This is a genomic window from Thioclava sp. FR2, assembly GCF_051200875.1.
Taxonomy (GTDB): domain Bacteria; phylum Pseudomonadota; class Alphaproteobacteria; order Rhodobacterales; family Rhodobacteraceae; genus Pseudotabrizicola.
This window is the reverse complement of the sequence record NZ_CP195191.1, coordinates 3,327,673-3,342,079: the sequence shown is the minus strand read 5'-3', so window position 1 is coordinate 3,342,079 and position 14,407 is coordinate 3,327,673. Positions and strand designations below refer to the sequence as shown.

The 14,407-nt window shown below is 57.5% G+C and carries 15 protein-coding genes; 9 read left to right on the top strand and 6 right to left on the bottom strand.

From position 1 onward, the window contains the following. Positions 1–84 precede the first annotated feature (84 nt). Entirely contained in the window at positions 85–1,446 is a 1,362-nt protein-coding gene (locus tag ACSBLW_RS16110; RefSeq protein WP_435257616.1) for an ammonium transporter, read from the bottom strand. 27 nt (positions 1,447–1,473) lie between these two features. Continuing rightward, positions 1,474–1,812 carry a P-II family nitrogen regulator gene (locus ACSBLW_RS16105; protein ID WP_435257615.1) on the bottom strand — a complete coding sequence of 113 codons (339 nt, stop codon included), beginning with the start codon at positions 1,810–1,812 and terminating at the stop codon, positions 1,474–1,476. 266 nt (positions 1,813–2,078) lie between these two features. Between ACSBLW_RS16105 and ACSBLW_RS16100 the strand changes: the two genes are divergently transcribed. Then, positions 2,079–4,334, top strand: coding sequence for a transglycosylase domain-containing protein (locus ACSBLW_RS16100; RefSeq protein ID WP_435257614.1), 2,256 nt, complete (start codon positions 2,079–2,081; stop codon positions 4,332–4,334). A gap of 31 nt (positions 4,335–4,365) precedes the next feature. Here the strand turns inward: ACSBLW_RS16100 and ACSBLW_RS16095 are convergent, their stop codons facing one another. Further along, positions 4,366–5,313, bottom strand: a complete 948-nt coding sequence (locus tag ACSBLW_RS16095; protein ID WP_435257613.1) for a LysR family transcriptional regulator — start codon at positions 5,311–5,313, stop codon at positions 4,366–4,368. A gap of 93 nt (positions 5,314–5,406) precedes the next feature. On the opposite strand from ACSBLW_RS16095, the gene ACSBLW_RS16090 reads away from it, so the two are divergent. Beyond that, a complete protein-coding gene (locus ACSBLW_RS16090) occupies positions 5,407–5,634 on the top strand; it encodes a hypothetical protein (RefSeq protein ID WP_435257612.1) in 228 nt (75 codons plus the stop codon). A 20-nt stretch (positions 5,635–5,654) separates the two neighbouring features. On the opposite strand, the gene ACSBLW_RS16085 is transcribed toward ACSBLW_RS16090, so the two are convergent. Together ACSBLW_RS16085 and ACSBLW_RS16080 are read right to left on the bottom strand one after the other, a co-directional pair. Then, the gene (locus ACSBLW_RS16085; protein ID WP_435257611.1) at positions 5,655–6,269 is read right to left on the bottom strand and encodes an MlaC/ttg2D family ABC transporter substrate-binding protein; all 615 of its coding nucleotides are present in this window, start codon (positions 6,267–6,269) and stop codon (positions 5,655–5,657) included. Beyond that, a complete protein-coding gene (locus ACSBLW_RS16080) occupies positions 6,259–6,984 on the bottom strand; it encodes an MlaA family lipoprotein (RefSeq protein ID WP_435257610.1) in 726 nt (241 codons plus the stop codon). Before ACSBLW_RS16080 ends, ACSBLW_RS16085 begins: the two co-directional genes overlap by 11 nt. A gap of 212 nt (positions 6,985–7,196) precedes the next feature. Here ACSBLW_RS16080 and ACSBLW_RS16075 point away from each other — a divergent pair, with 212 nt between their 5' ends. From ACSBLW_RS16075 to ACSBLW_RS16045, 7 genes are all read left to right on the top strand, one after another. Further along, positions 7,197–8,933, top strand: coding sequence for a type I secretion system permease/ATPase (locus ACSBLW_RS16075; RefSeq protein ID WP_435260139.1), 1,737 nt, complete (start codon positions 7,197–7,199; stop codon positions 8,931–8,933). Then, entirely contained in the window at positions 8,930–10,237 is a 1,308-nt protein-coding gene (locus ACSBLW_RS16070; RefSeq protein WP_435257609.1) for an HlyD family type I secretion periplasmic adaptor subunit, read from the top strand. Before ACSBLW_RS16075 ends, ACSBLW_RS16070 begins: the two co-directional genes overlap by 4 nt. Before the next feature lie 147 nt (positions 10,238–10,384). Continuing rightward, positions 10,385–10,846: a RidA family protein gene (locus ACSBLW_RS16065; protein ID WP_435257608.1), complete on the top strand. Its 462-nt coding sequence runs from the start codon at positions 10,385–10,387 to the stop codon at positions 10,844–10,846. Positions 10,847–10,850: 4 nt separating this feature from the next. Beyond that, a complete protein-coding gene (locus tag ACSBLW_RS16060; protein ID WP_435257607.1) occupies positions 10,851–11,624 on the top strand; it encodes a glycerophosphodiester phosphodiesterase family protein in 774 nt (257 codons plus the stop codon). Positions 11,625–11,706: 82 nt separating this feature from the next. Beyond that, positions 11,707–12,864 carry a GNAT family N-acetyltransferase gene (locus ACSBLW_RS16055; protein ID WP_435257606.1) on the top strand — a complete coding sequence of 386 codons (1,158 nt, stop codon included), beginning with the start codon at positions 11,707–11,709 and terminating at the stop codon, positions 12,862–12,864. A 95-nt stretch (positions 12,865–12,959) separates the two neighbouring features. Further along, the gene (locus ACSBLW_RS16050; RefSeq protein WP_435257605.1) at positions 12,960–13,577 is read left to right on the top strand and encodes a glutathione S-transferase family protein; all 618 of its coding nucleotides are present in this window, start codon (positions 12,960–12,962) and stop codon (positions 13,575–13,577) included. After that, complete coding sequence (locus tag ACSBLW_RS16045; protein ID WP_435257604.1) at positions 13,574–13,882, top strand: 4a-hydroxytetrahydrobiopterin dehydratase; 309 nt, start codon at positions 13,574–13,576, stop codon at positions 13,880–13,882. The genes ACSBLW_RS16050 and ACSBLW_RS16045 overlap by 4 nt, the downstream gene beginning before the upstream one ends. Before the next feature lie 14 nt (positions 13,883–13,896). On the opposite strand, the gene ACSBLW_RS16040 is transcribed toward ACSBLW_RS16045, so the two are convergent. Further along, positions 13,897–14,385, bottom strand: a complete 489-nt coding sequence (locus tag ACSBLW_RS16040) for a peroxiredoxin (protein ID WP_435257603.1) — start codon at positions 14,383–14,385, stop codon at positions 13,897–13,899. Positions 14,386–14,407: the final 22 nt, after the last annotated feature.

Below are 14,407 nucleotides of genomic sequence, written 5' to 3'. Positions count from 1 at the left end.
CCCGGGCCAAAGTTTGGGACCAGCAGGGAGGAGGAGAGCCGGTCCTTCGGAAGCACGGGCCCCGTCGCCGGGGCCCAGCAAACATCACAGGTTGTAGGCGCGCTCGCCGTGCGAGGTGAGGTCAAGACCTTCACGCTCTTCATCGGTGGTGACACGCAGACCAGTTGTGGCCTTGCAGATATACAGAGCAACCAGAGAGACAGCGCCCGACCAGATGATCGTGATCACCACGCCGAGGATCTGAGCGTAGACCTGAGCACCCATGGTGCCAGCTTCCGCCACAAAGCCAGTACCCCCCAGCGACGGAGCAGCGAGGATACCGGTGCCGATGGCGCCAATGATACCGCCGATGCCGTGGACACCGAAGACGTCAAGGCTGTCGTCATAGCCCAGCTTGTGCTTGACCGTGGTGACGAAGAAGAAGCAAGCGATGGCAGCGAGGAAGCCAAGGGCGATCGCACCAACCGGGCCAGTCGTGCCACAGGCCGGGGTGATGGCAACGAGGCCAGCAACCATACCCGAAGCAGCACCCAGCATCGAGGCTTTGCCACGGGTCATCACTTCCATCAGCGACCAGCCAAGGATAGCGGCAGCGGTAGCGATGAAGGTATTGATCATGGCCAAGGTGGCGCCAGCAGTCGCTTCAAGGTTGGAACCAGCATTGAAGCCGAACCAGCCAACCCACAGCATCGACGCGCCAACCATGGTCAGGGTCATCGAGTGCGGAGCCATGTTGTCTTTGCCGTAACCGACGCGGGGTCCGATGACGATTGCAGCGACAAGGGCGGCAATACCGGCATTGATGTGAACAACCGTACCACCAGCGAAGTCGATAGCGCCGTGGTTATAGATCACGCCTGCCGCATCCCAAACCATGTGGGCAATCGGGAAGTACGAGAAGGTCAGCCAGATGACAACGAAAAGGAGCACTGCGCTGAACTTGATGCGCTCTGCAAAGCCACCAATGATCAGTGCTGGGGTAATGGCCGCAAAAGTCATCTGGAAGGCGATGAACAGGTATTCGGGGATCATGATCCCTTCAGAGAATGTGGCCGAGAGCGAGTCAGGCGTCACACCGGCAAGGAATACCTTGGCAAATCCGCCCCAGTAGGGCGAGGTGCCGCCGCCAAAGGCCATCGAATAGCCGTAGACGATCCAGATGATCATCGCGACGGCAGAGATAACGGTGGTCTGCATCAGCACCGAAAGCATGTTCTTGGTGCGAACCAGACCGCCGTAGAACAGCGCGAGGCCCGGAACGATCATGAACAGAACCAGCAGGGTTGCAGTCATCATCCAAGCCACATCGCCTTTTTCAACGATTGGCGCGGCGGTTTCGGCAGCGGCCTCGGTGGTTGCAGCCGCTTCCTGAGCCCAAGCTGGCAGGCTTGCAAAGAGCGAAGCGCCAAGCGCCGTCAGCCCTGAGAGTTTCATCGAGTTATTCATCGTCACTATTCCCCTTCCCCCGAACGCTTACAGCGCGTCATCATTGGTTTCGCCGGTGCGGACACGCACGGCATGGCTTACGTCCAGAACGAAGATCTTGCCGTCGCCGATCTTGTCGGTTTTTGCAGTCTTGCGGATCGTGTCGACAACAGCCTCGGCAAGGCTGTCCGAAACCACGATTTCAAGCCGAACCTTCGGCACAAAGTTCACAGCGTACTCGGCGCCGCGATAGATTTCGGTATGGCCTGACTGGCTGCCAAAGCCTTTGATTTCGGTCACCATCATGCCGCGCACGCCGATGGTGGTCAGCGCTTCGCGCACCTCCTCGAGCTTGAATGGCTTGATTGCTGCGATAATGAGTTTCACGTTCTTCCCCTTCTTGGCACGGGGCCCGGGGTGGGCCCTTGCAGGTAGGAAGGAACTTTTCAGAGGCTCAGAACAAGAAAACCCCGGCAGAAAACCGCCTCGATTCCGGAAGAATTGCACAATTTTTGCACTTATTTATACCAATGATTAAAAATTAAGCACAAATGGCACTCGAATCGTCACTGCCTGCACTCCACATCGCCAAGTCTTCGGGCTAAACTCGCCTCAAAAGAAAATGGCGTTTTGGCGTAAGTTGGGTATCGGGCATGGCATCTTCGGGCAATGGGCGTAAGCCGCTGGTGGCTGATCGGCGGTATACTGCAAAGGCACCGGCCAAGTCCTCGGGCGGTTCCGGCAAACAGCCGCCGCGCAAGCCCGCGCCTCGCAAACCCCGACGCCAGCATGGTCTGATCGTCGGCTTTATCGTCGGCCTCTGGCGTTTGATCTGGGGTGTTGTCTGGGCCGTTTCCTGGCGGCTTGGCGTCACTTTGGGCATCGTGGTGGGTCTTGCGACGTTCTACTTCTATAGCCAATTGCCCGACGTTACGGCCCTGCTGGACGGACGCGCCCGTGGCTCTGTCACCATGCTGGACCGCGATGGGCAGGTCTTTGCCTGGCGTGGCGAGACTTTCGGCGGACAGATCTCTGCCGATCATGTTTCACCCTATTTGCGGGACGCGGTTGTTGCGACCGAAGACAAGCGGTTCTACCGGCACTTCGGGATCTCTCCGCGCGGCATTGCTGGCGCGATCCGGATCAACCTCTCGGAAGGCCGCGGCCCGTTGTCCGGCAACGGTGGCTCGACCATCACACAGCAGGTGGCGAAACTCTTGTGCCTTGGGGTCCCCTATGACCCAAGTCAATGGAAATCCGAGGCCGATTACGAACAGGACTGCCGGGGCGGCGGTGTCTGGCGAAAGGTCAAGGAAATCCCGTTCGCCATCGCGATGGAAGTGAAATACACAAAGTCCGAAATCCTGACGATCTACCTGAACCGTGCTTACCTTGGGGCCGGGGCGCGTGGCTTTGAAGCCGCTGCCCAGAGGTATTTCGGGAAATCCGCCAATGAAGTCAAACCGTCGGAAGCTGCCATGCTGGCTGGTCTTTTGACCGCGCCTTCGCGTTTTGCTCCAACGAACAATCTGGAACGCGCTCAGGGACGGGCAAGCGTCGTGATCGGTCTGATGGAAGACCAAGGCTATCTGACCAAGGCAGAGGCAGATGATGCCCGCGCCCACCCAGCGGTGCTTTCCAAGGCGGCAGAAACCAAATCCGGGGGCGCATTTGCCGATTGGGTCATGGAATCGACGCCCAGCTTCCTGTCATCCGAAACGACAGAAGACGTCATCATCCAGACAACGCTTGATCAACGCCTGCAACGCGCAGCCGAAGAAGCAATGTCCTATATCTTTGAAAATAAGGTCAAAGCAGGATCGAAGGCCGAGGCCGCCATTATCGTGATGTCTGCAGATGGCGCGGTTAGGGCCATGGTCGGCGGTCGTAATCCAGCCGCTGCCGGCAGCTTTAACCGAGCCACGCAGGCCAAGCGTCAGACCGGCTCCAGCTTCAAACCCTTCGCCTATGCCGCGGCCTTGGACTTGGGCTTCACCCCGGCGGACTATGTGGAAGACACGCCTCTGACCATCAACATCCCCGGATCCGGGCCTTGGACACCAAAGAACTACGACAATCAGTTCAAGGGCATGATCACGCTGACGCAAGCGCTTGCCGAAAGCCGCAATATCCCGGCCGTAAGGGTATCCGAGGCCGTCGGTCGTGATGCCGTGCGCCGGGTTGCGGCAGGCTTCGGCATTCAGTCCAACCTTGCCGATGGACCTGCCCTTGTTCTTGGCGCATCTGAAGGCACATTGCTGGAAATGACCGGCGCCTACTCGGGCATTCTGAATGGTGGGCTGGCGGTTACTCCCTATGGGCTGATGGAGATTCGTCTACAGGGGGAGCCAGAGCCGCTCATGGGCGCGGCCGGTGGCTTTGATGAACGTGTCATCAGTGAACAAGCCGCCCGATATCTCACTTACATGATGAGCAAGGTCATCGAAGAAGGCACGGGCACGCGCGCACGGATTCCGGGATGGGAAGCGGCAGGCAAGACCGGCACCACACAGGCCGCGCGGGATGCATGGTTTATCGGATTCACTGCCGATTACGTTGCCGGTGTCTGGATGGGGAACGATGACAACAAACCTCTGACAGGCGTGACGGGCGGTGGCTTGCCAGCCGAAATCTGGCACGAGGTGATGGTGCGCGTCCATGAAGGGCTGCGCCCTGCCCCGCTGCCGATGGACATACCCACACCGAAACGACCGCCGAACGGCACCTATGCGCCGTCGCCCGGCGTAATGGATGATGGCCAATCCCCGGCCCCCGTGGTCAACCCGAATGCCACACCCGAAACCTATGACCCCGTGCCCCCTTTCGTAAATGAGGGCCCTGTGATGAGCGGGGAAAGTATTGCGGATCAGATCTTGCGCGATGTGCTGGGCGTTCTGGGCGGCAACTAGGGCACACTGGCAAAGCTGGAATACTGTCCTTTCAAAGCGAGCGCTCGGCTTCCTCTTTTATCCTGTTCAGGTGAAAGGCCTTGTACGCTGCGTAATCTGCTCTGAACCGTGGCGCAAAGAATTTGGCAAAGGCGCGAACCTCGGGTCTGCGATAGGCTTGAGGTGAAATGACCAGCCACGAGGTTGTGCAAATATCTTCCATAGGCTCGAAGCAGGCGACAAGGCTGGGGTAATCAAAAGACAAGGTCGTTGAAACTGGCCCGATCCCCAACCCAGCGGCAATTGCCGCCGTCACAGACTCGGCATCCGCACTTCTTGATACAATCTGGTCTTCGGAAATCCGTTCCAGCAGCCAATTGTTCAGCATCATCGAAGGCGTGGTGGGATCGTAAACAACAAACCTATGCCCGGCAAAATCCGCCTCTGACTTTGGCAAGCCGAACGCCTTTGCGTAGGACTTTGACGCGTAAAGTGTCGATGTCACTTGGTTTAGGCGAGTGCATATCAAGCGGTCATCTGTGATCTGTCTGGTGATCCGCAAAGCGACATCTGCCTCGCCTGCACAAAGATCCAGTAGACGATACGACGAAATCAGTTCAAACCGCGTGTTTGGATGGAGTGCTGTGAAATCTGCCAAGATCTGCGTGAACATGGGCGAAAAATTCAGCCTTGGTGCGGTAATGCGAATGGGTCCTCCATGTCGCTTTCTCAGCCCGACCGCCACTTTAGTCAATTCTGCAAAGGCTGCTTCTGCCGCTTCGGCCATTGGAAAAATTTGCTTGGCCGCATCGGTTGGGTGCAGGCCTCGGGTGTCTCGGTCAAAAAGACTGATCCCCAATTCATGCTCAAGCACATCAATTCGGCGCGCAACGGTCGGTTGGGACATCCCAAGATCGCGCGAAGCCGCAAGAGTTGATCCTTTACGGTAAACCGCAAGGAAAACCCTGATGGCTGACCAGTCTTCAAGGACGCTCTTCATTTTTGTAGATCCACACTACGTCACTCACGATACCACCTCTGGCCAAAGCAAGCGAATATCTTCTGATCAAGGCACGGACCGGAGGACACGGACATGGTGGCAGGATCATTATTCAGTGCATTTCTGAGCCCATTTTTTGGGGGGCGATCGTTCAATCTAAAGCTCATCTTGCCAGCAAAGTCTCAAGGCGATGATCTGACGGAGGAAGAAACCCGCAATCGGCAGCATCTGTTGATGGATCTTATGCAAAATCAGCCCGGCCTATTCGAGACCGACTGCGGTTTCGATGCCGCGCTGCGCTTCTATCCGCACAGGCTCTAAAAGGTCTGTTATGCTTGGCCTTATGCGGTCTTGAGATCGGCAATCAGCGCGTCAATATCGCCCTTGCGCTTATCAAGCATTGCACCGATTTCCGCACGCTCGCTGGACAGCAAGTTGACGCCTTCGATGATCAGATTGAAGAACAGGTTCTTCCCTGACTTGTCCGACACATGCCAACGCAGGTCAAACGGAGCCTTACCCTTCAGCCGCGCGATCGAGGTCACTTCGTAATAGGTCTTGATCGGACGCGCATCGGTGACTTCGATCTGGCTGCCAATGAAGTCGCGAAATCTCCGTCCATATTTTCGGGCAAGATAGCCCTGGAAGGCCTTTGTAAAGGCGGACAACTGGGCACTGGTAGTCGAACGCGCGGCAACCCCAAGCGCCGAACGCGCAATGACCGGTACATCGCCGTAACGCGCAAAGATCTTTTCAAAATCGGCATACATGGCCGTTGCCGATTTCCCCGAATTGATCGTCTTGTTCACGTCGGCAACGGCACGCGTCACCAGATCCTTGGCCTGATCTACGGTCAAGGCCGATGCAGGCAACACGGGCAAGGCTAGTGCCGCGGCACCTCCAACCAGCCCAATGCCGAACCCGCGGCGCGTAAAAATAAGCTTGTCAGTTCCCATAGGGGTCCTCATAGGGGTCTTCAAAGGCATCGTCAGCTGTCTCGCCAGCCGTCTGCCCCAATTTGAAGCGGCGGTTTTGCAGATAAATCAACCGTGCCTGCGCATAGCTGTCTGCACTGTCATATAGGATCGAGTCGACCGTTTCGGAATAGCGGCCCCGATCCAAAACCGATCCAGCGAGCCCAATGGCCGCCGTTGCGTTCAATTCCTTGCGAGGCAGCACAAAGCGCCAAGGGTTCAACGCCGTATCGACTGCCATACCAACCATGTCGCGCTCAGTGCTGGGGCCCAAGAACGGAAGTTCGACATAATTCCCCTCGCCCGCTCCCCAAACATGGAGCGTTTCGCCAAAATCGGTTTCCTTTCCGACGATGCCGAACTCGGTCGCCGGATCGAACAGCCCTGCGATCCCAATCGTGCTGTTCACAAAGAAGCGGAACGTATTTTCAACAGCGTGGTGTGGCCGCCCCTGAAGCAGGTTGTTGACAACATTCCCCGGCGCATCCAGATTGCGCGCAGCATTTGAAACACCGTCGCGAAGCGGTGTGGGGAGGCTATTTCCACCACCTGAAAACGGCTTCAGAAGGGTGCGGTCGACCGCCTTGTTGAATTCGTGGATTTCCCGATTTTGCGCCTCTCTCGGATCCTGAATGCCGGCTGGCGCTGGGCGTTGCGCGCATGCTGCCACAGTCACAACCAAGACAACTGCCGTCAAGCTTCGGGAAAGGCGGCTAAAATATGATAGATTCGCTGGCATCATCTCACTATTGTCGCGCCCAGAAGCACTAGACGCCATGAGATTTTTTGTAGCAGCACCTAAATTTGCCTTGGTATTCTTAAAGCTTCGGCAGCAACCTTCCGTTCCAAAAACTGCCCCTTCCGCGCCCCGTCAAAAAAGGCTGACCGTTAGCAATGTCACAAGCGCCCATCCCCCAAATGCAAACCCAAGCCGGGAATGCCGAGCTTCGGAAAGCCGAGGCGGCCTCTCGCGGTTTGTTGGGTGCTGCTGTGCTGTTCAGCATATTCGTCAATCTTCTGATGCTGACAGGGCCGCTTTACATGCTTCAGGTCTACGACAGGGTCTTGGGCAGCCGGTCTGAACCTACGCTGATCGCTCTTTCGGCACTGGTCGTCTTTCTGTTTCTTGCAATGGGCCTTTTGGATCATGCTCGGGGCCGTGTTCTGGCAAGGGTTGGCGCGCGCCTACAGGCACAACTGGATCGCCGCGTCTTCGAAGCTGCACTGGCCCGCGCAGGGACCGTCCCAGACGACCCGCTGGCCAACTCGGCGCAACGCGATTTACAGGCGATGGCTCAGTTTTGGTCCTCACCCGTCGCAACCGCGCTGATAGATATGCCTTGGGCCCCCATTTTTGTTCTGGCCATTTTTGTCTTCCACCCGGTGCTTGGCTGGCTTTCACTGGGGGGCGGTGCCGTGTTGATCACACTTGCCATCATCAACCAGTATCGCAGCAAAACGTCGGTTATTCAGGCACAGGCCGCATCAGTCGGAGCCGAACGTATGGCCGACCGCCTGAAATCCGAGGCCGAAATCCTGCGCGCCCTTGGAATGACCGAGGCCGCTTTCCGCCGCTGGTCAGATGCCCGATCGCAAGCCCTGGCAGTCACGCTTCAATCGGCAGACATTGGTGGAAGTTTCACTTCGGCCACACGAACGCTGCGCATGTTCCTTCAATCTGCGGTCCTTGGGCTTGGGGCATGGCTTGTCTTGCACGGAGAGCTGACTGCTGGTGCCATGATCGCGGGATCCATCCTGATGGGGCGAGCCTTGGCCCCGATCGAACAAGCCATAGGTCAGTGGGGGCTTTTGACGCGTGCCCGTGAGGGGCGAAAGAACCTTGCCCAACTGCTTTCAGTGCAGCGTCCAGAGCCACAAAGAACAGAACTTCCTCGCCCCAAGGCACGGCTTGAAGTCGAAGCCCTATCGGTCATGCTTCCGGGCAATCCTACACCCATTCTGAGGAATATCTCTTTTGCTCTGTCCCCCGGCCAAGCCTTGGGCATCATCGGACCATCGGGGGCGGGAAAGTCGACACTAGGCCGCGCGATCATCGGGGCGGTTCGACCTGTCGCCGGCAAAGTGCGGCTCGATGGTGCGGAATTGTCCCAGTATGATCCGGATGTCTTGGGAAGCTATTTCGGCTATCTGCCGCAAACGATTTCGCTGTTTGACGCGACCGTTGCCGAAAATATCGCGCGCCTTGCCTTGAAACCTGATGCAGACCTTGTGGTTGCGGCGGCACAATCTGCCAATGCACATGAAATGATCCTGCGCTTGCCAAAGGGCTACGACACCCGTTTGACCTCGATCGGAAGCCAACTTTCCGGGGGGCAAATCCAGCGCGTCGCCTTGGCGCGGGCGCAATATGGCAACCCGGTTCTTCTTGTGCTGGATGAGCCGAATTCCAACCTTGATAATGATGGATCGGTCGCACTGAACGCCGCCATTCGACGGGTCAAGGCCGCAGGCGGCAGCGTAATCGTCATTGCACACCGACCTGCCGCAATTCAGGAATGTGATCTGTTGATGGTGCTGGAAGATGGAACGCGCCGCGCTTTTGGACCGCGCGACGAAGTGTTACGCGGCATGGTGAAGAACGCCACCGAGATTGTCGGTTCAAGAGGTCAGGGAGGTGTGTCGTGAGTAACCCGCACCTTCCAAGTTTTCTGGGTGCGCGTAAGGCGCTGTTCTTGGGCTACACCACCTTGGCCGTGCTCGTCGGGGGGTTCGGACTGTGGTCTGTCACAACCACCATCTCGGGCGCTATCGTCGCCCCCGGGCGGATTGAGGTAGAACAGCATCGCCAGATCGTACAACACCCTGACGGCGGCGTTGTGGCCGAAATTCTCGTCTCAGAAGGCAGCAGCGTTCAGGCGGGCGACATCCTGCTGAAACTTGATGGCACGCTGCTCGAATCCGAACGCGCAATCATCGCAGGTCAACTGTCCGAAGTGCAGGCACGCCGCGCCCGGCTGGAAGCCGAAAGGGACAACCTGACCGAGATGGTGGTCCCAAAAACCCTGCTCGATGTAGCCGCAACGGACCCAGAGGTGGCCGAGCAGGTCGAAGGGCAACGACGCCTGTTTACAGCCCGGCTTGAAACACAAGCCCGGACGACCGAACAATTGGAAAAGCGCAAAGCTCAGACGCTGTCCCAGATCGACGGCATTGATGCGCAATCGAAAGCCCTATCCGAGCAGCTCGATCTGATCGGTCAAGAATTGGCGGATCAGCGCGCCCTGCTTGAAAAAGGCCTCGCGCAGGCGCCTCGTGTTCTGGCGCTGGAGCGTGAAGCTTCCCGACTTTCCGGTCAGGTGGGCGAGCTTTCCGCATCTCGTGCGCAGGCAGAGGGTCGGATCACTGAAATCGAACTTGAAATTCTGCGCCTTGGTGCCGCGCGCCGCGAAGAGGCAAGCACCCAACTTCGCGATATAGGGGCCAATGAACTGCAACTGGTGCAAAAGCTGCGCGCTCTGACAGAGCAGATCGCACGACTGGACATTCGCGCGCCAGCTTCCGGCTCTGTTTTGGGACTGCAAGTCACAACGCCCCGCGCCGTCCTCCGCCCGGCTGATCCCGTTGCGTTTATCATCCCGCAAGATCGCCCTCTGATCATAACAACACAGATTGCCCCGATTCATGTCGATGAGGTTTTCGTCGGTCAGGATGTTCGGCTGACATTCTCTGCCTTCTCGTCGCGAACGACGCCAGAACTGCATGGCACCGTCGCTTTGGTGTCTGCCGATGCGCTCACAGACAATGCGACCAACGCCACCTACTATCGGGCCGAGATTTCCCTAAGTGCCAACGAAGCAGCACGGCTAGGCCAACAGCTTTTGCCGGGCATGCCGGTCGAGGCCTATATCCAGACCGATGCACGAACCCCAATGGCTTATCTGATCAAGCCATTCACCGATTATTTCGTGCGCGCTTTCCGCGAAAGCTGACCTTGCCGCGCCCTCGCGCTCTGGTTAGCTTCGTGCCTGATTTTGCCTGTCCACGACGCAGGCACGCGGTCGAGTGTCGCTTGTCTGGGGCTTGGTTTGGCCCAAGCGCGGCATAGCAGGCCTGTGCAATCTATGAAGGAGATGACCATGTCCAAAATCGAAGCCCGCCTCGCCGAACTTGGCGTAACTTTGCCTGATGCACCAGCACCGGCAGCGAATTATGTGCCTTGGGTCATTTCGGGCAACATGGTCTATATTTCAGGCCAGATCAGCCAGAACGCCGGCGGTCTAATCAAAGGAAAATTGGGCGCTGACCTGACCGTTGAACAGGGTGCCGAAGCCGCAAAATCCTGCGCCGTTTCCATCCTTGCGCAACTCAAGGCCGCCACGGGCGGCAACATCGACCGCATGACCCGCTTGGTCAAACTGGTCGGGTTCGTGAACTCGACCGCCGAATTCACCGACCAACCCAAGGTGATCAACGGCGCCTCAGACTTCCTCGTCGCAGCCCTTGGTGACCAAGGTCGCCATGCCCGTTCGGCTGTCTCTGCTGCCTCGCTGCCGCTTGGGGTAGCCGTCGAAATCGAAGCCATTTTCGAGATTATCTAAGATCATGCGGATCGCTCTTTCCGAAGAATTCCTGCAACGTCCCATCGCGCATCGGGCGCTGCATGACCGGGCCAAAGGGCGTATCGAAAACAGTCCCGCGGCCATCAAGGCCGCGGTCGCGGCGGGTTATGCGATTGAAATTGACCTGCAACTGTCACGCGATGGCATCGCCATGGTGTTTCATGACGATGAAATGGATCGGCTCACTTCGGCAAAGGGCCGCGTCCACCTCTATACTGCCGAGGAACTTTCACACATCGTTTTGACCGATTCAAACGATACGATCCCGACCTTGGGGCAAGTCCTCCAAATGGTTGCGGGACAAGTGCCGCTGCTGATCGAGTTGAAGGATCAAACCCTTGATCTTTCGGCGTCTGACGGCCAACTGGAAGAAGCGACGGCCAAAGCCCTGAAGGGCTACGATGGCCCTGTTGCCTTGATGTCTTTCAATCCGTCCATGATTGCCAACATGGCGCGATTGATGCCCGGCACCCCTCGTGGACTGACAACGTCCAGCTATGATTACGAAGACTGGCACCCTGTGCCACACGCAACATGTGACCGTCTGCGTGATATTCCCGACTATGACGCCGTTCAGGCCAGCTTCATCAGCCATCAGGGCAACGATTTATTGCGCCCGCGCGTGCTGGAACTGAAGGCCAGAGGCGAAGCGATCTTGTGCTGGACGATCCGCACGCCCGAACAAGAGAAAATGGCCCGCCAAGTGGCCCAGAATGTGACCTTCGAAGGTTACCTTAGCCCTCTGCCTCAGCTTTGATCTGGCTGCGGGCCTTGACCCGCTGGCCCGAAAAACCACTTAGGCAAAGAGGCCACCACCAGTCGGTTTGCGTAAGGACGCCATGCCAAACCTGATCCTGCTTGAAAGTTTTGCGGAAATTTCCGCCTTGGACTGGGACAACATGGCGGCGCCCGAGCAGGCGGTAGGGCGCCCGATTGATCCCTTCACGACTTACCGGTTTCTCTCTGCTCTCGACGCTTCGGGCTCAACGGGTCAGGGCACGGGTTGGACCGCCCGCCCACTTGTGCTTTTCGAGGCAGGACATCCCTTGGCGGCTACCCCGCTCTATGTGAAATCCCACAGTCAGGGCGAATACATCTTTGATCATGGCTGGGCAGAGGCGTTCCAGCGCGCCGGCGGGCACTATTACCCAAAGCTTCAGGTTGCTGTTCCCTTTACCCCCGCAACAGGACGCCGCTTTCTTGGCGCGACCGAGCACCGTGAAACCTTGCTACGGGGACTGATCAGCCTAACCGCGCAAAATCAGCTCTCCTCATTGCACATCACCTTCTGCACGGCCGAGGAAGCAGAGGCTTTGTCTGGGGTTGAAGGCACATCACACCGCGTCACACAGCAATTCCATTGGGAAAACAAGGGCTATGCCACGTTCGAGGATTTTCTGGCCGAGCTATCCTCACGCAAGCGCAAGACCATTCGCAAAGAGCGCGAAACCGCCCGCGCCAGCGGCCTGACAATCCGAAGCCTAACGGGCGATGACATACTTCCCGAACACTGGGAGGCGTTTTGGGACTTCTATCAAGACACAGGTAGCCGCAAATGGGGCTCGCCTTACCTGACGCGCAACGCCTTTGATCGCTTTCACGAAACCATGCGGGACGACATCCTTCTGGTCTTGGCCTTTGACGATGACAGACCAGTTGCAGGGGCCTTGAATTTCATCGGGCGTGACACGCTGTTTGGCCGTTACTGGGGGTGTGTCGAAGATCATCCCTGCCTGCATTTCGAACTGTGCTATTATCAGGCGATCGACTGGGCGATAGCCAATGGCTTGTCCCGCGTTGAAGCAGGGGCACAGGGCGAACATAAACTTGCCCGGGGTTACCTGCCCACACCTGTCCATTCTCTTCATTGGATCGCCGATCCAGCTTTTCGCCGCGCCGTCGACGACTATCTGACCGCAGAGCGCCGTGCCGTCGATGAAGATATCGAAATACTGACGAGCTACGGTCCATTTCGCAAAATCGGCTCGGACAACTAGCGTTCGGCGGCCAGACCTCGCGGTCACCCTTGCCTTTGCATTGGCAATACTTCCAACTGTGCGCAACGCATTTGTACAGAGTTCAGGAGGATTTGATGACGCGCCTGACGTTTTACACCAATCCCATGTCTCGCGGGCGCATCGTCCGATGGATGCTTGAGGAAGTGGGCCAACCCTATGAAACCGTCGTGCTGGATTACGCCACTACGATGAAGTCGCCCGAATATTTCGCCATCAACCCGATGGGAAAGGTCCCTTCGATCGTTCAAGATGGCCGCGTTGTGACAGAGACCGCCGCAATCTGCCTTTGGCTGGCGGAAACTTTTCCAGAGGCTGAACTGATGGCTGACGACCATAGCGCCATGTATCGCTGGATGTTCTTTGGCGCTGGCCCACTGGAACAGGCCGTGGTCAACACATCTTTCGGCTGGAAGCCGGGCTCGCCGCAAGATCAGGGCCGCACTGGCTATGGCAGTATTGAACGCGTCGCCGCTACACTGACCGCGCATCTGGAAAACAGCCCCTACATGGCAGGTGACCGCTTTTCTGCTGCAGACGTCTATGTCGGCAGCCAGATCGGCTGGGGTCTACGCTTCAACACCCTTCCGGCGAACGAAGTCTTTGCCGCCTATTGGGACAAGATCAAAACCCGCCCTGCGCTTGCGCGCGCAAATGCCAAGGATGATGCTTTGATGAAAAAGGACGAAGCATGACTGTGCAGAAACCCAAACCGGAAACCGGCATTGATAAGGCCGCACTTCACCAACTGTTCACGACAGGCTGGGCCCTTGTTGACGGGCGCGAAGCCATCCGCAAGGAATTTCTGTTCCGCAACTTTGTCGAAGCTTTTGGCTTCATGACCCGCGCGGCGATCTGGGCAGAGAAATTGAACCACCATCCGGAATGGTCGAATGTCTATCGTACCGTGACCGTGGAGTTGATCACCCATGACACCAATGGTCTGACGGAACTTGACCTGAAGCTTGCTCGCAAGATGGATGAACTGGCGGGCTATTGACCCGCCAGCAGATGTCAGATCGCAGCCAACAAAGCCTCGCCGCCCGAGATTTCGCAGGTGCCGGGGCTTTCTTCCTGATGCAGCGTCTTGACCACGCCATTATCGGCATAAAGCGCATAGCGCTTTGAGCGGCCAAAAAGGCCAGCGGGTGGCGCGGTGAAATCCAGCCCGACAGCCTTGGTGAACGATCCGTCAGCATCGGCCAGCATGGAAATCCCGGCATTGGCCGCGCCCGTCGCTTCGCCCCACGCTTTCATCACGAAGGGATCGTTGACAGAAATACACACGATTTCATCCACGCCCTTCACGTCAAAACCAGACTTGGTCCGAATAAAGCTGGGCACATGAGCGGAATGGCAGGTCGGCGTGAACGCCCCCGGCACCGCAAAAAACACCACCTTGCGCCCTTTGGTCAGGTCCGAAATCGACACTGCTTCCGGCCCCTTGTTTCCGATACGGATCAATTGTCCTTCCGGCAGCGTATCACCCACAGAAATCGCCATATTGCACTAACCTCTCGCGTTG

What these genes read in the sequence shown, in the direction of transcription:
- ACSBLW_RS16090 (WP_435257612.1), top strand. Translation starts at nt 5,407, where the DNA reads ATGGTGGCAGGATCATTATTCAGTGCATTTCTGAGCCCATTTTTTGGG.
- ACSBLW_RS16065 (WP_435257608.1), top strand. Translation starts at nt 10,385, where the DNA reads ATGTCCAAAATCGAAGCCCGCCTCGCCGAACTTGGCGTAACTTTGCCT.
- ACSBLW_RS16110 (WP_435257616.1), bottom strand. Translation starts at nt 1,446, where the DNA reads ATGAATAACTCGATGAAACTCTCAGGGCTGACGGCGCTTGGCGCTTCG.
- ACSBLW_RS16040 (WP_435257603.1), bottom strand. Translation starts at nt 14,385, where the DNA reads ATGGCGATTTCTGTGGGTGATACGCTGCCGGAAGGACAATTGATCCGT.
- ACSBLW_RS16085 (WP_435257611.1), bottom strand. Translation starts at nt 6,269, where the DNA reads ATGGGAACTGACAAGCTTATTTTTACGCGCCGCGGGTTCGGCATTGGG.
- ACSBLW_RS16045 (WP_435257604.1), top strand. Translation starts at nt 13,574, where the DNA reads ATGACTGTGCAGAAACCCAAACCGGAAACCGGCATTGATAAGGCCGCA.
- ACSBLW_RS16060 (WP_435257607.1), top strand. Translation starts at nt 10,851, where the DNA reads ATGCGGATCGCTCTTTCCGAAGAATTCCTGCAACGTCCCATCGCGCAT.
- ACSBLW_RS16055 (WP_435257606.1), top strand. Translation starts at nt 11,707, where the DNA reads ATGCCAAACCTGATCCTGCTTGAAAGTTTTGCGGAAATTTCCGCCTTG.
- ACSBLW_RS16095 (WP_435257613.1), bottom strand. Translation starts at nt 5,313, where the DNA reads ATGAAGAGCGTCCTTGAAGACTGGTCAGCCATCAGGGTTTTCCTTGCG.
- ACSBLW_RS16100 (WP_435257614.1), top strand. Translation starts at nt 2,079, where the DNA reads ATGGCATCTTCGGGCAATGGGCGTAAGCCGCTGGTGGCTGATCGGCGG.
- ACSBLW_RS16050 (WP_435257605.1), top strand. Translation starts at nt 12,960, where the DNA reads ATGACGCGCCTGACGTTTTACACCAATCCCATGTCTCGCGGGCGCATC.